This is a genomic window from Natrinema limicola JCM 13563 (genome assembly GCF_000337475.1).
In the GTDB taxonomy this organism is placed as follows: domain Archaea; phylum Halobacteriota; class Halobacteria; order Halobacteriales; family Natrialbaceae; genus Natrinema; species Natrinema limicola.
Genome location: NZ_AOIT01000086.1, coordinates 46,989 through 64,865 on the forward strand (window position 1 = coordinate 46,989; position 17,877 = coordinate 64,865).

Annotated in this window: 16 protein-coding genes and 2 pseudogenes; 9 read left to right on the plus strand and 9 right to left on the minus strand. The window is 54.5% G+C overall.

What is annotated here, in order from left to right:
* Nucleotides 1-438 precede the first annotated feature (438 nt).
* The 4 genes from C476_RS17080 to C476_RS17095 all read left to right on the plus strand — a co-directional run bounded on the left by C476_RS17080 (nt 439) and on the right by C476_RS17095 (nt 7,073).
* Nucleotides 439-1,143, plus strand: a complete 705-nt coding sequence (locus C476_RS17080; RefSeq protein ID WP_008015274.1) for a type 1 glutamine amidotransferase domain-containing protein — start codon at nt 439-441, stop codon at nt 1,141-1,143.
* 465 nt (nt 1,144-1,608) lie between these two features.
* Nucleotides 1,609-2,685, plus strand: a complete 1,077-nt coding sequence (locus tag C476_RS17085) for a 2,3-butanediol dehydrogenase (protein WP_083857106.1) — start codon at nt 1,609-1,611, stop codon at nt 2,683-2,685.
* 389 nt (nt 2,686-3,074) lie between these two features.
* A complete protein-coding gene (locus C476_RS17090) occupies nt 3,075-3,635 on the plus strand; it encodes a TATA-box-binding protein (protein WP_006183532.1) in 561 nt (186 codons plus the stop codon).
* 951 nt (nt 3,636-4,586) lie between these two features.
* Nucleotides 4,587-7,073 carry an efflux RND transporter permease subunit gene (locus tag C476_RS17095; protein WP_008015280.1) on the plus strand — a complete coding sequence of 829 codons (2,487 nt, stop codon included), beginning with the start codon at nt 4,587-4,589 and terminating at the stop codon, nt 7,071-7,073.
* A 60-nt stretch (nt 7,074-7,133) separates the two neighbouring features.
* On the opposite strand, the gene C476_RS17100 is transcribed toward C476_RS17095, so the two are convergent.
* The 3 genes from C476_RS17100 to C476_RS17110 are packed head-to-tail and all read right to left on the minus strand — an operon-like array spanning nt 7,134 to nt 9,603.
* Nucleotides 7,134-7,373 (minus strand): DUF2177 family protein, encoded by a 240-nt coding sequence (locus tag C476_RS17100; RefSeq protein WP_049912062.1) that lies wholly within the window; start codon nt 7,371-7,373, stop codon nt 7,134-7,136.
* Nucleotides 7,370-8,923 carry a TrkH family potassium uptake protein gene (locus tag C476_RS17105; protein ID WP_049912064.1) on the minus strand — a complete coding sequence of 518 codons (1,554 nt, stop codon included), beginning with the start codon at nt 8,921-8,923 and terminating at the stop codon, nt 7,370-7,372. The genes C476_RS17100 and C476_RS17105 overlap by 4 nt, the downstream gene beginning before the upstream one ends.
* Nucleotides 8,920-9,603 carry a potassium channel family protein gene (locus C476_RS17110; protein WP_008015283.1) on the minus strand — a complete coding sequence of 228 codons (684 nt, stop codon included), beginning with the start codon at nt 9,601-9,603 and terminating at the stop codon, nt 8,920-8,922. Before C476_RS17110 ends, C476_RS17105 begins: the two co-directional genes overlap by 4 nt.
* Nucleotides 9,604-9,822: 219 nt before the next feature.
* Between C476_RS17110 and C476_RS17115 the strand changes: the two genes are divergently transcribed.
* The 3 genes from C476_RS17115 to C476_RS17125 are packed head-to-tail and all read left to right on the plus strand — an operon-like array spanning nt 9,823 to nt 13,216.
* Nucleotides 9,823-11,796, plus strand: a complete 1,974-nt coding sequence (locus tag C476_RS17115; RefSeq protein ID WP_008015284.1) for an OPT family oligopeptide transporter — start codon at nt 9,823-9,825, stop codon at nt 11,794-11,796.
* Entirely contained in the window at nt 11,793-12,152 is a 360-nt protein-coding gene (locus C476_RS17120) for a PqqD family protein (protein ID WP_008015286.1), read from the plus strand. Before C476_RS17115 ends, C476_RS17120 begins: the two co-directional genes overlap by 4 nt.
* Before the next feature lie 50 nt (nt 12,153-12,202).
* Nucleotides 12,203-13,216, plus strand: a complete 1,014-nt coding sequence (locus C476_RS17125; protein WP_083857107.1) for a glutamate cyclase domain-containing protein — start codon at nt 12,203-12,205, stop codon at nt 13,214-13,216.
* A gap of 251 nt (nt 13,217-13,467) precedes the next feature.
* On the opposite strand, the gene C476_RS17130 is transcribed toward C476_RS17125, so the two are convergent.
* From C476_RS17130 to C476_RS17155, 6 genes are all read right to left on the minus strand, one after another.
* On the minus strand, nt 13,468-13,692 hold the full coding sequence (locus tag C476_RS17130) for a HalOD1 output domain-containing protein (protein WP_008015290.1): 225 nt from the start codon (nt 13,690-13,692) through the stop codon (nt 13,468-13,470).
* Nucleotides 13,685-14,620, minus strand: a complete 936-nt coding sequence (locus C476_RS17135; RefSeq protein ID WP_008015291.1) for an ArdC-like ssDNA-binding domain-containing protein — start codon at nt 14,618-14,620, stop codon at nt 13,685-13,687. The genes C476_RS17130 and C476_RS17135 overlap by 8 nt, the downstream gene beginning before the upstream one ends.
* Nucleotides 14,621-14,801: 181 nt before the next feature.
* A complete protein-coding gene (locus C476_RS17140) occupies nt 14,802-15,236 on the minus strand; it encodes a PIN domain-containing protein (protein ID WP_008015293.1) in 435 nt (144 codons plus the stop codon).
* On the minus strand, nt 15,237-15,488 hold the full coding sequence (locus C476_RS17145; RefSeq protein ID WP_008015295.1) for an AbrB/MazE/SpoVT family DNA-binding domain-containing protein: 252 nt from the start codon (nt 15,486-15,488) through the stop codon (nt 15,237-15,239).
* 79 nt (nt 15,489-15,567) lie between these two features.
* Entirely contained in the window at nt 15,568-15,720 is a 153-nt protein-coding gene (locus C476_RS19085; protein ID WP_008015298.1) for a hypothetical protein, read from the minus strand.
* A gap of 735 nt (nt 15,721-16,455) precedes the next feature.
* Entirely contained in the window at nt 16,456-17,028 is a 573-nt protein-coding gene (locus tag C476_RS17155) for a hypothetical protein (RefSeq protein WP_008015302.1), read from the minus strand.
* A 194-nt stretch (nt 17,029-17,222) separates the two neighbouring features.
* Between C476_RS17155 and C476_RS19955 the strand changes: the two are divergent.
* A pseudogene (locus C476_RS19955) lies at nt 17,223-17,318 on the plus strand (helix-turn-helix domain-containing protein); the annotation flags it as partial.
* Nucleotides 17,293-17,877: pseudogene (locus tag C476_RS17160) on the plus strand (hypothetical protein); the annotation flags it as partial. The pseudogenes C476_RS19955 and C476_RS17160, both read left to right, overlap by 26 nt.

Here is a 17,877-nt window from a genome sequence, read left to right on the forward strand (position 1 = left end):
AGTCAATTTCGATCCCAGCAACACCTACCGGAACGGCAGATTCACCCAGGTAAAGTATGTGAATATAGTCACGCAGTCGACACTCATCAGTTGAAAGCTAGAAGTTACTACGAACCGGTAGTAGTTGTCGAATCAACTTCTGGCGGCACTTGAGGTGTATTCGACGGTACTCACGGCGATAGAGCAGCGTCTCAAGGCACTCGAGTCCCAGCCACTAACTTACGACTGGCGATAACCAGGGTAGCCGGATAATATTGCTATGTGTTGTATTTTCTCGAAATGAGTGTGTGTCAGTAGCTCCGTGATAATTAATCGTATAACTCGGGTAAGGGTGCTTGTGAGTGGATTTCAGGAACTGTGTTGGCTACGAGAGTAATGTAGCGGCAATACACAATAGTACCCGGTGGCTTTTCCGTTCCAGACCTCTACACGACATCGATGCCATCTGCTCTGTTTGTTATCAGTGAAGAAGGCTATTGGGGCGAAGAATGCGCGAATCCACTTGACGAACTCAGAAACAAGGACTTTGATATTGACATCGCGACTCCATCGGGATCGAAACCAGTCATCGATGAGACCTCACTGAATCCCGACAATGCTTTCGTCACCGAGGAGGCAGCAGAACTCGCTCAAGACCTCCACGAGAGTTACGAAGGAATTCAGAATCCCGAGCCAATCGCCAGCGTCGACTCAACGAACTACGATGTAGTGGTGTTCCCGGGTGGACACGGGACAATGTGGGATATCAACACCGACAGTCACGCTCGCGCGCTCCTGCGCGATGCAGTCGAGGGTGACGACGGCAAGGCATTAGTTGTCTGTCACGCTGCTGGACTAATGGCGTTCACGCGAACCAGTGACGGTGACTATCTAGTCGCAGACCGAGATGTGACCGGATTCCCTAATGCCTGGGAGGAAGACCTCGTTGACGAGAATGACCGCTTGCCAGATGGGCGTAAGCTCCCCTACTGGGTTGAAGATGAAGTGCGGGCTGCTGGTGCCAATTGGGATGCTGATCCTGACGCCGAGGAGAACGTTATCGTTGACGGCGACTTGATTACTGCCCGCGGTCCCCTGTCTTCCAGTGCTGCAGCTGACACGCTTTTGTCGGAACTCGGAGACGGAACATCTATCGATAATTAACATCCTCTCCGCCCTGCGTGCACCCATTCGGGTTCGCTGAGGATGGGGATTCCCGACCGCAGGTGGGTGATTACGGTTCGCGGTTCGTGACCTGTTCTCGTGGGGATAAATTGCCCTCGCTACGGTTGAACAGGCGAACCGCTGGCTGTGTCGTTCGAAAGGCACAATAGTGATTCAGTAAACTCTGGGTAAACTCAATTGAAGATACACAGCAAGAATACCAGTCTCGAGTAAATACGCTACACCATGTACCCAATTCTTCTGTGAACTACTAAGCGCCTTTCGTGATGACGAGAGATCTTCGGTCTCTCGAACCACCAACCAGCCGTTATCTCTATCCTGTGAAAGATTCGGGAGTATGTCGTACACTCTATACCTATTGCAATATGTATGATTACTTAGGATTTCAACAGAGTCCGATGCAACCAAACTATTATCCACAGAGGGCAGTAAGGTAACTCCGTAATGAGAGCAGCAGTTTATTATGGACAGGAAGACGTTCGTGTCGAAGATATTGAAGAGCCAGAAGGACCTGCTGCAAATGAAGTCCGTGTTGCCGTGGAAGCATGTGGGATCTGCGGTTCGGATCTTCACGAGTATACGGCAGGTCCGATTTTCATCCCTGATGAAGGAGAGCCAAACCCGGTAACGGGTGAAGAGCTTCCGATTCCGATGGGTCACGAGTTTGCGGGCGAAGTGACGGAAGTGGGCGAAGAAGTGAGCAATATCTCTGTTGGCGATCACGTAGCAGTGAACCCGATCATTTACTGTGATGAGTGCCAGCACTGTGAAGCAGGGAATTATCACCTCTGCGAGTCGGGTGGATTCATTGGTCTTTCTGGTGGTGGCGGTGGGCTCTCTGAGGAAGTTGTTGTTCCTGAAGAGAAAGCAATCACGCTTCCAGACTCAGTCCCTACAGAATACGGCGCTCTTGTTGAGCCGTTCAGTGTTGGATTTCATGCAGTCCAGACCAGTGATTTCTCTGCTGGTGATTCAGTTGCTGTCTATGGAACAGGTCCAATTGGCCTGACGGTGATTCAGGTACTGCAGGCAGCTGGCGCGGGGACGATCTACGGTGTTGAACCGCAGGATTCACGGCGTCACCTCGCATCTGAAGTTGGAGCAGATAAGACAATTAACCCGATTGAGACTGACGCAGCTGAATACATTACTGAGCAGACTGATGGTGGCGTTGATGTGGCGTTTGAAGCCGCAGGGATTGAGCAGACAGTTCAGGATGCAATCGCGTCGACCGCTCCTAGTGGGAACATCACGATCGTCAGCATCTTCGAAGAGACCGTAGAACTAAATCCGAATGAATTCGTTATGGGTGAGCGGACACTCAGTGGGACGCTCGCTTATGAAGGAGGTCCACAGTCAGACGAGGAATTCGGTGCGGTCATCGGTATGTTCGAATCGGAGGACCTTGATCCAGAAGCACTGATCAGCAGTCGAATTAAACTAGAGAATGTTGTTGAAGATGGGTTTGAGGCGCTTCTTAGTCCGGAGCGAGAAGCAGTGAAGATTCTCGTCGAACTGTAATCGGTCAGTGTTGTAGCTTCACCGGCCTTGTTGAAACCCTCATTCGGTGATAGGTTTTGGCGACCTTGCCGGATACAGAGCGCAAAGCGCGAATGCGGCACAGGCTGAGAGCCGATCTGGGAAGGGGAGTGATCGGTAAGTATAGGTCAAGAAGATAGCAGAGAGACAATCAAAATATACGATAATTACCATAAACTACGTGCTAAATAACGAACCTATATTCCCATACTTACCTAATGCAATTTAAACACAGGACACAGCCGATACTTTTTCCTTGTATTCGAAGATACAGAGGGTTAAAATAGAAGCTGAATGAATATTTCGTCACGTAGTGGTCCCATAGAGATCAGCACCTATTTCGCATTTAAATGCTTATTCTCCATATAAGCATGATCACTTCGGAACACTCTCCCACGATAGAGAATGTTGTCGCTTCAACTGGAGTGGATCGGGAACTCAACCTCGAGGCGGTCGCCGAAGACCTCGACGGAACGGACTACGACCAAGAGAGGTTCCCCGGGGCAGTTTACCGGACCCAGAACCCGAAATCCGCCGCACTGATTTTCCGGTCGGGCAAGATCGTTTGCACGGGTGCGAAAAGCACCGACGACGTCTACGAAAGTCTCAACATTGTATTCGATGAACTCCGTGGCCTAGGTATCGACGTTCCATCTAATCCAGAAATCACTATCCAAAATATCGTTTCGAGTGGCGACCTCGGATCTGCAGTCAATCTAAACGCCATCGCCATCGGCTTCGGTCTCGAAAACATCGAATACGAACCCGAGCAATTCCCGGGTCTGGTCTATCGCATGGACGACCCCAACGTGGTCACCCTTATCTTCGGTAGCGGCAAAGTCGTCGTCACAGGAGCAAAAGAACCGGCGGATGCTGGCCGCGCACTCGACGTTATCTCGTCACGTCTCGATGAACTTGGCCTGTTAGACTGACTGATCTCGATCCACGTCCGTTCGTCAGTTGCCGCAGTTGTTTAGATAACGACACTTGGATTTGTACGTTGAGGAAGCCATAATTTGAGTGATCAAAAATGGAAAAGAAGTACCGTTAGACAGGTATTCCAGAGCTAGTTAAATATCACTTCACTTCACTGGAGTACCACCGACAGGAAAACGCAGTTGCTGACCATGATAACTAAGTCTACGGACTGTACTGAGTAATTCATCATAGATCTACCAATATAACCGGAATCTGATAGAAGTATCAGCGTTAGATTCGCACCTGTAGTGAGTGGATAGTTCGCTGGTTCCGGTGTGAAACAAACGAGATCGTACTGCTGCACTCATCCTCTGTATTCAACGCGCTCTTCTTATTACCTGTTGAGGGTTTCAACAGAGCTGTTTCACCACCTTTTCATCTTTTCTAGCAGAGATACAGAATTATATCTCCCATGGCTGGATGTATCGCAGGTCCTTGACTTCCACCCCACGTGAAACGTGGATGAAGACGTCAATGACTCCAGGCCCGCTTGCGATATGATCGAAAGCGTTTTGGTCAAATAATTTTAATAATAGCGCATGCTCGTACGGGTGCCTGCGCCGGATTCTCTGTTCGCTCAGGCGCAAACAGATGGTCGGGAAGGAACCAGGGAAAGGTCCGACCGGTTCCCGCCGCTATAATGCCGGCGACATCGCCGAGTGTTCGCTCTGCCGTCGCCGAACAGTATCTGACCGATGTCGCAGGGTTATTTCCGCATACAGGAGGTCCAACGGCGTTGGAAGCCGTGACCACTTGTCCGGTTTGCCGTGTCGAATCAACATGTCTAGTTGGTTCGGGAAGGTGGAGCCGCCGTATAGGTGTCGACCAGGCCTCCGTTGCAATCAAGACCACTTATACTCCTGAGAATGGCTATCCTGTCGACGGAGTAAAATCATCAATTGTCCATGACTAGCATCGGAAACCGGATTGACGAGACGATTTCACTGCTTACCGAACTCATCGTCTCCCGACCTCGAGCAGTCGTTATCGTGTTTCTCCTCGGGACTGCGCTTTTCGCCGCCGGCATACCGTTGGTTGAGACGGAAACAGACCTGGGCGACAGGTATTCAGAGGGACTCGAAGTCAAAGAAGCACAAGATGCTGTCGACGAGGAGTTCGGAGGACCGTTCACAACCGATAGCGAGACAACACAGTTGATACACGACGGGAGCGATGTCCTCACTCAGGAAGCACTTCTCCACGTGCTCCACCTGCTCGAGCGGATCAACGATCGGCCGGATCTCAGGATGGAGTCCGCACACGGGCCTGCGACGATGGTCGCACAGGCGCTTGATCCTGCCGCCGAAACGCCGGCCGAACAGCGCCGAGCAGTCGACCGAGCAACAGATACGGAGATTCGACAGGCGGTCAAAGAGGTAAGCGCGAGTCGTGAGTTCTCGATGCTGGTGTCAGAGGATTTCAACCGCAACCAGGCATCGGCATCGGCGTCCATAACGGTTATCAAACACGATGTCCCGTCCGGGTTCGATGACGAGGATATGGATGGCATTCTGACGACGATCAACACGCTGGCAGAGGATGAACCGGCAGACCTCCGGGCGTTCGGGAGCGGACTTGTCGACTCCGAACTCGAGGACGTCATCAGCGATTCGTTCGTGATGGTTATGCCCGTCGTCGTGGCGCTGCTTTTAGGATTCCTCGCCATTGCCTACCGAGATCCGTTTGATTTGGCGCTTGGCTTGATCGCGCTATTAATGACGATCGTCTGGACGTTCGGATTCCTCGGCTATGCCGGGATCCCGTTCGGGCAGGAGATGATTATCGTTCCAGTCCTGTTGTTGGCTGTCGGAGTCGACTTCGGGATACACATCATCAACCGCTATCGGGAGGAAAAGGTTTCAGGCTGCGATCCGGTCCCCGCAATGCGTACTTCGATAAACCAACTCTCGATCGCTTTTTCCATCGTCACCGCTACCGCAATGTTTGGCTTTGGCGCGAACCTCTTTTCTGACCTCGAGCCGATGCGGGAGATGGGACTCACAGCAGCTGTCGGGATTGTCTTCGCGTTCGTTATTTTTGCTGGGTTTTTACCTGCGGTGAAGCTTCGGGCCGATCGCCTCCGGACTCGATATGGCGTTCCGGAGTTCAACTCGACACCGATCGCCTCCGAGGAGTCCTCGCTTGGTCGTCTCTTGGCTGTGTCAGCGACTGTCGGAAAGCGTGCTCCGGTGATCTTGGTCATTATTCTCTTGATATTCGGGGCTGGAATGGGTGCATACGGCACCGGCGTCGAAACGACGTTTGAACAGGAGGACTTCCTGCCACCTGAAGACGAGGCGTGGTACGGTGAACACGTGCCGGAACCGTTTGCCCCTGGTGAGTACACCGCTACTGAGACGCTCAACTTACTCGAAGACCGGTTTGTGACTGATCAGGATCAGTCTGTCACAATATATGTCGAAGGGCCGTTCGAAGAGGATCACGCGCTCGAGGCGCTGGCCAGACCAGACAATGATCCGCCGAGTACGTTCGCTGTCGGGTCGGACGAACAGGTGGAATCGCAGAGTATCGTCACGGTCATTCGATCTCATGCCGCACAGGACCCTGAGTTCGCTGCTCTCATCGACCGCAACGACCGGAATGACAATGGAATTCCAGACCGCAATCTCGACTTGATCTACGACGAACTGTTCGCTTCGTCAGCAGGTCCAGAGGCACGACAGTACTTGGCTGACGATCGCCGAGCAGCACAGATCGAGTACACTATCGAAGCAGGGACCACGGTGGACGAAATCGCGGCGGACGGAGCCGATCACGCTGATTCCTTCCGCTATGCTGCAACTGCTACAGGAACGCCCCTGATTTATAATGCGATCACTGACATTCTCTTCGTGTCGTCGATTCAGGGCATGGTACTTGCTCTTATTCTCTCAACAGTATTCCTCGTGATCATTTATGCCGTCCTCGAGCAGAGACCGGGGATTGGGCTGATCAACGTGTTTCCGATAGGGATCGCTATTGCATCCCTGCTTGGCACGATGCGGCTACTCGATATGCCGTTGAATGCCGTAACGGGGCTACTTCTCTCGTTCGCTATCGGACTTGGGATCGATTATTCAGTTCACTTTACCCATCGGTTTGTAGATGAATACAATGATCAACCGGAGACGCTATCGGCGGTTACAACGACGTTGTCGAGGACTGGTGGTGCGCTCACCGGGAGTATGCTCACGACGTCGATTGGAACCGGGGCGCTTACGCTCGCGATTACGCCCGTACTTGGTGACTTCGGAATCTTGATCGCGTTGAGCGTGTTTTATTCATTTGCGGCATCTGTCGTTGCGCTTCCGCCTGCGTTATTCCTGTGGGACCGAGTCGTGGCGTCTGACGCAACCGGAATCGAACGAGTGACAGCACTACTTCATCGATAAACCAATAAATATTCTAACCCGGCGGAACCATGGAACCCCACCGTTTACCATAGCTGGTAGTTACGGATGTTGCACCCAGTCGGGGGGTTCCAGAGTCGTGGACACGTTGTAAATCGTGTAGACAACGAATCCGACGATGTATCCGGCAACAAGAACCGTCGTCATGCTATTCCTTCCGACAAGGACGACGAAAAGAATCAGAAGCGGCCCAAGCATGAGATAGAGATTGTAGACTGGATCATCCGGACCCGAGTTTAGTACCCAGGTAAGGAGTCGACTTCGGTAGTGACGCCGACTCATTCGTAGATGCCACCTCGCCAGAAGAGTGCTCGAAGTGTGACAAGGATCGGGATAATCTCGAGTCGGCCGATCCACATATTCAGGATGAATGCAAGCTTGCCGGCCGTCGGTAACGACTCGGGGCCAGTGATCCCGGCCGAAAGGCCGATGTTCCCTTGTGCACTTGCGATTTCGAAGAGGATCATTTCCAGGGGATAGGTCTCGCTCGGGAGAGTCATCAGGAGAACGAACAGGCTCGTTGCAAGGAACACAAACCAGAGGAGAGCAATGATCGCTGCTTCTCCGAATTCCCGGGGACCTTCTTCTTGGTCGAGGACCCGGCCGTCAATCCAAAGTCGGTGGACAGTACTGTCGGGATAGAAAACATAGGAGACGCGAAATCGGATCCCTTTCACCAGCATTATCAGCCGAATGAGTTTGATTCCGCCGGCGGTGGAACCGGCTGCTGCGCCAACGACCATCGCGAACACCAGCGTGAGCAGGGCACTTGTGGGCCAGACAGCCAGCGAGAGGGGTGCCGGTTCAGTCGCCGTCTGGAATCCTGTGGCAGTCAGTGCTGAAACGAACTGGAAGACGCCGTATCGGAACGCTTCCATGACCGAATCGTACGCCGGCGAAACCAACAGCCAGAGAAACACCGACCCAACCACGAGAACTGCGGCCAACCATCGCGTCTGAAGATCCGTATAGAGTCCTCGTAAGTCCCCCTGAAGTACGAGATAGTGGACCGGAAATGCAATGCCGCCCGCAATCATAATCGGGAGCAAGACGGCCTCGATGACAACGCTATCGTATGCACCGATCGACCCGTCGATAACCGAGAATCCGCCGGTTGAAATAGCGGTCATACCGTGATTGATTGCCTGCCACGGTGGCAGCCCGGCCAGCCAGAGCAACAGAATCGAGAGTGACGTAAACAGAAGAAAGATCCACCAGATCGTTTGTACAGTCGAGACGATACTGGGATGAATCTTCCGCGACCGCGCCTCGCTTTTATACAGTGTCAACGACCCGCTTCCGGGACGAGCAAGGATTGCCGTCGTAAGCACGATCACACCAACACCGCCGACCCACTGGATCAGACTCCGCCACCACTGTAGCGTCCGTGGGAGCGTACTCTCGTCTTCGGCCATCGTTAATCCTGTTCCAGTGAATCCACTCATACTCTCGAAGAGCGCGTTCAGTGGGTTCGTGAAGACGGTGAGACTCTCCGTCGGGGATGGTGTCGCAAGTCCGAGTCCACCTGGTGTAAGTGTCGCAATCCAGGCAATCGTGAGAAACGGCAGCGAACCGAACACTGCGATAGCGAACCAACCCGTAGCGGCGATCATCATTCCATGGAGTTTGTCTGGACTGTCGGCATCAGCGAACGCTGTTGAGAGCCCCCATCCAATCGCTACCGGTACCAGCCCTGAGATCACAAGTCCTGGGACGGCGTAGTATTCCCCCCAGACGAGCGGGACGACGACCGATACCAAAATCAGTCCACCAAGAACCCGAAGCATCCAGCCAAGATCCCGTCCGAGAGGCGCGACCGTGTCACTTCTCATCGATAATCATCAAAGAATCCGAAGATATCCGTCACTGCTGGATCAGTTCCACGTTCGGAGTAGACGGTTAGCCGGTCACCGGGTTCGATCGCTGTTGTCGGGCGAGCGATCTGTGGCGCGTTGCCGTCCTCGCGGACGACAGCGACGACAAGCACATCATCAGGAATCACCTCGTCTGATCGAGCCTTCTTGAGAGTCTGCCCCGCGATCGGTGCCTGTTCTGTGACGTCGATTTCGAACACTTCTGCATCGCCTTCAACCGGCATGTAGTCGATAATCGCAGGCTGTCGTGCCGTCCGATACAGTGATTCAGCGGCGAGTTGGTGAGGACTTTTGACCGCATTGACACCCATCTTGCGGAACAGCTCTCGGTGTTCAGGCTGATGTAGCACAGAAACAACAGTTGGAATCCCGAGTTCGGTCGCGAGCAGACAGACAAATAGGTTCGTCGCGTCCAACTCGAGTGTCGAGATGAGGGCGTCAGCTCGGTCAGCGCCTGCTTCCTCGAGTATTTCTTCTTTCGTAGCGTCGTCGTTGAGTACCAGACAATCGTATTTGTTGGCAATCTCGTTCGCTCTCGTCGTGTCGTTCTCGATGACTACCACGTCGTTTCGAGTTCGTGATGCGATATCTACCAATAGAGTGCCGACGCTCCCTGCTCCGACGACAATGAAGTGCATCACTGTAACGTTTCAATCTAAATCTCATAAGTCGCCCTATCCGGCTAGCAATCCGTTTCCGAAGAACGCTCTGTATTTATAGCTGCAACTGACTACACCAATCCTGAACGCGGAACCGCTTTCCCACGAACTCGGTGCATCACCACGGAAATTCCCTCCGTTGTGACACTCAAGTTGTTTTTTGGCACTGGGTGACGAGGACGGCCGCCTGATTCGAACATGTCTCACGGACCATCGGAAGATACAATCGCGTCGAACGACAGTCGCACAGCGAACGAACAGACAGCGAGAGACGGCCCGTCTCCAACCGTCCCCGCTGGGAAAAGCGTCACAGAACTCACGATCAAGGCAGTCCTGATCGGTCTTGCGCTCAACGTGGTGCTGTTGACCGCGAACATGTATCTCGGGATGCGGTCGGGAATGACTATCAGCGCCTCGATCCCAGCTGCGGTCATCAGCATGGGCGTGTTTTACGCACTTCGCAACGCCGGTATCGGCGGGACGATCCTCGAGAACAATATCGTCCAGACGATGACGTCCGCGGGCGAGGCGCTGGCAGCCGGCGTGATCTTTACGATCGCTGGCGTCACGTTCCTTGATCAACCCATCGACATTGCCGGAACCGCAGCGGTCGCAGTTCTGGGCGGACTGCTTGGGATTCTCTTTATGATCCCGATGCGTCGATATCTCATTGTCGACAAACACGAGGAACTCCCCTATCCGGAGGGGACTGCGTGTGCAGACGTTCTCGAAGCTGGCTCACAGGGCGAGGGGGGCGTAAAGCTCATCTCGCTTGGCTTTTTCGTGAGTTTCGTCTATATGTGGCTGGCTAGCGGGATGGCTGCGTTCAAGACGACCATTCAGACGGCCTTTTCGGCGGGTCAGACTCGTGGATTCGCCATCGGTGGCGATTTCACTCCCGCACTGATCGGCGTGGGATACATCATCGGTCCAAAGATTGCTGGCTACGTGTTCGGCGGCGGGTTGATCGCCTGGATGATGTTAATCCCGCTGCTCATTACGGGCGGCTTCGTTCCGGAGGCGGCCGCCGACGCGACGCTTATGACGCAGGCGAACGCAGTCTGGGACGAGTACATCCGCTACGTCGGTGCAGGCGCGATGATCGTCGGCGGGTTCTATGCGATTCTTTCGATGAGCGGGACGATCCGCGATGCGCTCGCAACAGCCATGGCCGATCTTCGCGGCTCCGCGACGACTGCAACGGAGCAACAGCGGCGAACGCAGCGAGATCTCCCGATGAAGCTCGTCGTTATCGGGGCTGCCGTGATCGCGCTCGCGTTGGTCGCAATTCCACAGGTTCAAGTCGGACTGTTGGGCGGGGTCATCGCTGTCGTTGCCACCTTCCTCTTCGTTGCTGTCTCCGCATATCTGGTTGGGGTTGTGGGGAGTTCGTCGAACCCCGTCTCTGGGATGGCCGTTGCGACGATCCTGATCGCCGCGCTAGCACTGAAGTCGACCGGCGTGACCGATCCTGTCGTGGTACTTGTCACGGCCTCAGTCGTCGCGATCGCTGCGGCAGTCGCAGGCGACACCTCACAGGACCTGAAGACCGGCTATCTTCTCGGTGCGACGCCACGCAACCAGCAGATCGCACAGATGATTGGGATCGCAATCTCTGCCCTCTTTGCGGGCTGGGTACTGTCTTTCTTCCATCAGGCGTACGGCATTGGGAGCGAGACAATTCCCGCACCACAGGCGGGGATGATGGCACTGATCTCTGAAGGAGTTCTCACTGGAACCGCCCAATGGGGGATGATCCTCATTGGCGCCGTCTTTGCGATCGTCTTGATCCTCATGGACGTCCCAGTGTTGCCTTTCGCAGTCGGGATCTACCTTCCGATCACGCTCGCGACGCCGATCTTCTTGGGCGGCCTGCTCCGTGCTGGAATCGACTGGTACGTCGCGCGGAACGACGACGAGGACGGCACCGTCGAGGAACATACAACCTACCGGGGACGGATTATCGCTGCTGGGCTGATCACCGGCGAAGCGATCATGGGGATCGTCATCGGCGCGCTCTACATCCTCGAGATCGGCGCGGCCAGCGGTGCCCCGTTCCCATTAGGGTTCGGCGCCGAAACACAGACGATCCTTGGCGTTGTGGCTCTTGTCGCCCTTGTCGGAATCTTCACTGTCGGTGTCCTCCGCGGGCCCCAAACGGTCGATACATGAGCACGCATGCGCCGAATGCTATCCCGACACGAACCACGGACGACTGGGAAGTAACGATCAGTGATGGCGACCGACGAGTCACGATCACGTGGACGAAATCCCCACGAAATCGACTCGACCAGTTCCTGTTCGATCTCTTCGGGACAAGCCGTGAACGCGAACTCACGCTGGATCCAGTCGGGACGACCGTTTGGCGCCACTGCGACGGCAATCATACCGTCTCTGAGATCGCATCGATCGTCGCCGAAGAACACGACGCCGATCGTGTCGAACCAGTCAACGAAACGCTTGCTCACTTCCTCATGCAACTTGAGGAACGAGAGATAATCCAGTTCGACGACCAAGCAGACGAGTGACCGCTGACAAGTCTTTATAGAGTACTAAACACCACTCAATCAGGATAATAATGCCAGAAAATACAAAAAACGTGGCTACGATTGTCGATGACCTAACGACGACTGATATCGGGAGTCGCGATACGATTTATCCCATTTCCTCTGCAGTTCGCGAAAAACAAGGGAGCAACCCTTCGATGCAGGCTGCTGAACGTCTCAATAACGCTGTCGATTCCGAGGATACTGTGCTTGTGCTCACTGGCTTTTTGATTCCGCCGTCGATGGTTCAGGAGACAGATGGGCCACTCGGAGCGGTCTCTGTTGCACGTGCTGTCGACAGTGCTCTCGATGCAAACCCGATCATTGCATGTGAACCTGCGGCTGTCGATATTTGTGAGGCAACGGCAACGGCTGGTGAACTCCGTGTTCTTGATCGAGAGGCAGTATCCAATAACAAACGGTCTGTCTCGGTCGAACCATTCCCCGCTGACCGCTCTAAGGCTCAGAAGTATGTCGAGGAAATCTTGTCAGAGGTTGACCCCGCTGCGGTCATCGCCGTAGAGAAGGCCGCTCCAAACAAGGAGGGAGTCTACCACAATATGTCTGGATACGACGTGACCGAACAGACAGCCAAAGTGGATGAACTCTACAGTCGACTTCCGGCTGATGTGTTGACGGTCTCTGTCGGCGACGCAGGAAATGAGGTCGGTATGGGTCTTGTTCAAGAAACAGTCGAAGATGAGATCCAGTACGGGGACGAATGTCAGTGTGGCTGTGGAGCAGGGACAGCAGCGGACATTGAAACGGATCTCTTGGTTCCGGCAACGGTTTCGAATTGGGGTGGGCACGCGATCGCAGCCTGTCTCTCACACGTGACGCAGACCCCCGTATTACATGATCCCGAGGTAGAGCGTCGGATGCTTGTTCAGGCATCGATGGCTGGTAGTATCGATGGGATCGTAGGCGGAACAAATGCCTGGTGTGACGGGATGCCGCCGGATGCACATGAATCAGTGCTCCGTCTGATTCGCGAGGTCCTTCGTTCATCTGTTCATACCCGCGGTGGCAGTGAAATCGGACGATAGCTATACTATAGAGGGCGTCATAGAAGTCTTTTCACAGTGTTGATTACAGCCGCTTCTACGATGAAATGGAACTCATGGATTCTCCCCAGACCGTCGTCGTTGATCGCTGGCGTGCTGGTTTCGGGGTGTGGTGCTGCTATCTTCGTCGCAAGTTCACGAGCGACGAGTTCAGCTGAGACGACCGGACAAGCCGCTGACGAACTCTACAGGCAGTGCAAGGCGAGTGCCTCGGGGCTTGACCCCGAGGCGGTTCACGACATCTTCATCACGGCAACATCGGATGGTGTCACTATCACACGGAACTCCCCAATCGAGAACCGAATCTCGAGATCAGTATCAGTCTGTGGACCCATCGAGTCTACAAGTCGCTCGAGTGCTTCGACGTCGATCACCCGCTGGAGTTGGTACTCGTCCCGATCGAGGCCCTGTTCCTCGAGCGCAATGATGATCTTGGGCAGAAGCGGTCGATCACTCATCGTCGACTTCCCCACTGACGACGTCGATGACCTCTTGAGCGGTCGAACTGATTCGCTCAAGCCGATCGAGGATCGTCTCTGGTTCGTCACCGTGCCACGCGGCGAGGTAGAACGCTGACCCACTGGTATCCAACTTGAAGTGCCGTCCAACGATGTAACCGACCGCTTCGGCCTCGAGCTCACGTTTCGATCGCTCAGCCTCGTCGTCGACGCCACTGTGTAACAGCGCATGGGCGTACTCGTGAACGAGCGTGACGGCAAGATCAGCGTCATTCTCGCGATCACGGACAGCGACATGTGGCTGTTCCGCTGGCCGATACTGACAGATGCCCTTGGCACTCCCATGCGACCAGTCTTGGGGTGGTACGATCTCTACGTCCACCTCGAGGGGATCTGCTGCCTCGAGGAGTGCGGGAACCAACTCGTCAGCCTGTCCCTTTGCTTCGGTCTCGAGGTCGGGCAGTGGCTCGCCATCAGTCTGCGAAATATCGAAGACGGGCGCTGGTCGAAAGCCCACGAGTCCCTTTTCCCAACTGTCCGGCGGTGTCTCGTTGTACTCACAGTCACTGCGCTCGTGGTACGACGGCGAGTTTCCGCAGTCAGGGCACTGCTTTGCAATGATGGGTGCCCAGATCCAGATCGCTGTTTCCCCTTCTTTGACGTGTCGGTCAAACTCGTTTTGCCACGTTCGGTAGCCAGCAACACGTGTCGCGTGCGGACACTGGAGTTTGATTAACAGCGTGTTTCGGTGCGAGTAGTCGTGGAACCGACTCTGGACGTCTAACCACTCTCTGAACTGCTCGCTCGAGACGGCGTCATCGACCTTGTCGACGAGGTCCTGGACCCACGCCTCGATCGTACTGTGCATCTCGTCGTGTCGGGTGTCCGAATCGTCGAACGTTTCCCGGGAGCTGCTGCTCGTAGCCATGTTTGATCATTGCTTCCCGAGTCGAATCGAATCGAACTGAACTCGAGAAGACCTCCGCCCCTCAAGGGGTCTCAAAAATACGCCAGACTCGAGCAGTTGGAGAGTTGTTAGTCAGTGGGCACCGGCGTCTCGTTTCTTCTGAAGACAGTGACTGGTAGCAATTCATCACCGCCCGTCGGCGTCAGTCGGGATCGTAGGGGTTCGTAGCTGTGTCAAGTCGATAGACATCCTCTGCTGCATCGAAGTCATCGTCGAACGCATACAGATAACCGAGCCCCTCGGTCTGCATATACGCAATAATGCAGCTATCGACAAAGGACAGTGGTTCGTGCTGTCGGAACAGTGCTTTTCCCGTCGCAAGGGCGTCGGCAGTGAGCGAGTCGATATGGAAGCGAGCGTTTTCCTCAATACGGTCGAGGAGGTCGACAGCTGCGTCGTGGCCGGCGTGGGTAACGAGGCCGTTGAGCGTTTCTGCGAGGACGTAATCAAGGACCACTGCCTCTGGAAGGGACCCACTGTCGATGCCATGGAGTATCGGGAGCGCGGCTTCGTGGGAACTGTCTCGTCGGTATGCTGCTGCGAAGAGGACCGTTGTATCGATGAGAGCGCGTGGCATTTACTTCACATCGACGCCCCAAGCGTCATGATCGGTCGTGACGTTAGTGGCCGTCTCTCCCTCGTAGCCATCGAAATCGGTGAACGTGCCTGTTTGCTGTTGGATGACCTGAACGCGAATGCTCCCATCATCTTCGATATGCCACCGAAGCTGATCCCCGTCGTCGATATCGAGTTCACGCCGAATCCGAGCCGGGATGTTCGCTTGATTTCCTGATACCTTGCTTTCGGCGTCGATCCGCTCACTACTCATATCTATCACTATGAGACTGGTCCTGAAAAACCTAGTGTGTCGCCACACTACTCAGAGATCTATCCTATATACAGCAGTTTCATAGCCGTTCGCGGACGTCACGGACCTCTTCGACAGCATCAACCTCAATGTCGATAGCCAGTTCCTGTAACGCATCACCGAGGGGAACTTCTTCGTTGTCCTCTGGATCACCGGCCATGAATTTGGCAAAGTCGTCAGTGGTGTGGCTCATAGTGCACGGTTACAGGGCTGTTCGCAAAACCCTGCTGGTGATCTGAATTGACAGTCGTCCCGCAGACTCAATCGACAGCGTCTCGGGAGCGGGTTATTGAACTGTCAGGATGCTTGCTCGAACACGGTGTCCGTTGGACCGCCCTACCGAAGCAAGCTGGAGTGGTCGTTCACTTTATGTGCTATTTCGGTCGAGTCTTTCACTACGGGTATACTGTCCATGATAGACGAGCATGTCAATGCCCATTGCCGCTAGCGAAAGTCCACCGATGGCGGCCACTAGAACCAAAAAGAGACTGTTTTCACTTCCCACGAATCCGAGTGGGAGTGACAGTCCGAGAAGGATGTTTCCAAGGCCGCTCCATTGATACCATGCCCAGCGGTCAGTTAGTCGCGTGTCGGTCGCTGCCACGATATCGAAGATGCCTGCTAGTCCTAGCAACGTTACCTGGCTGAGTAGGAGTGGTGTTTTAAGCAGATTCTCAACAAGTAGGACGACACCACCGGCGATGAGGACAAGAAACGTACCAACGATGGCACTCAGTTGACGATTTCGTCGTTCATTCATGCGTGGGCTAGTATCTGTACGTGGTATCTATTTGAAAAATTGTGTGACCGAAACACGTGGTGGATATAGCTTGGCCAGTCGAGAGGTTAAATTCCGGGAACACTGATACTGGTGTTCTCACCGTTGTTGAACCCCTCGCTGTTGGCAACAGGATCTGAACCGAGGTCGTTACACGGACTCGACTTGCAACGCCTTGAGAGCAGTTTCCAGCGGTCCATGAAACTGCCAGGTGGCTCGCTCGAACGCCTCGTCTGTCGGCCCGTCCCACCGTGGAAAGCCGGCGTGGTCGCTCACCTTGACGGTCCACTCAGTCAGTTCGTCGAACAGGTTTCGCGACGGCAATTCAACGACGTAGAGGTACTCTTCGTCACCGTGAATGCCATTGGCAGGATTCTCAACGCCGTGGCCGAGCAGGAATAACGGTTGCTCGAGATGTTCCATGTTCGACGGGTCCAGCAGGTTATCCGGCTGATCTGCGCGAATGCTTCGCTCACGTCCTTCGTCCACGTAGAGGCTCATACTCGAGAGCGTCTCGGGGAAGATGAACTGCGCGGCGGCGTAGCTGGGACCACGTTCTGTTCGTGTCTTCTCGAGCAGTTGTTTGAGCTGGGCGAGATCTTGGAGGACACTCTCAGGATAGCCGTCGGAATGCCGGTAGACCTGTGCGATGCGATTGGTCGATTCCTGTTCTGCTGCAGACTCGTTTCGGTGGACGAATCGGAGTTGACTTCGGGTTGACATCGATCTCTCCTCTCCAGCGCGAGTGCGCCGGNGGGTGGGATACGTCCACGGGTTCGTCCATGGTGTTGGACTCGCCCTGCTCGAGAAGTTCTATCTCCCGATCTAATCATCAAACATATCACGGTTTCTATATTAAATATCGTACGAATGATACACCTAACAGGTTTCACCTGGGAAACTCGAACGGACGGATAATGCGCGAGGTTGTCTTCACAGTCGAGTACGAGAAGGGGGCTAACGAGGTGATGGATCTCTTTATCGAAAATCCGGACTTGTACGCCCGGTCGATGGNGCGAGGTTGTCTTCACAGTCGAGTACGAGAAGGGGGCTAACGAGGTGATGGATCTCTTTATCGAAAATCCGGACTTGTACGCCCGGTCGATGGTAATCAATGCGACCAGTGAGGCGGTGTGGGGTATCGAAAAGGTCGTCGGCTCCGCTGCTGTCCTTGACGAGTTCGACGACAAACTGGACCGCGTTGCGAGTGATCCGAGTAAGGCCGGAATGTGCGGTGCGCCCGTGTCCGAGTACGAGTACACGATCCTCTCGTCGAACGCCGAATCGCGGAAAATNGGTGCGCCCGTGTCCGAGTACGAGTACACGATCCTCTCGTCGAACGCCGAATCGCGGAAAATTCATTGGCTTCGTCGTGAAGGCGACGACCAACGGTCGATTCCGCTCGTCGCGGCGAAGCACATCGGTGAGGGATTGATAATGCGCACGGAACGGCGTGGCAACCAGTACCGGTGGCGGTTGCTTATCAACGGGACAGTATCGGTGATTCACGAGGAAGTCAGTGAGAACCTCCGAGAGGGGTTGTCGCTCACCGTCGAACGCCTCGGAACGCCC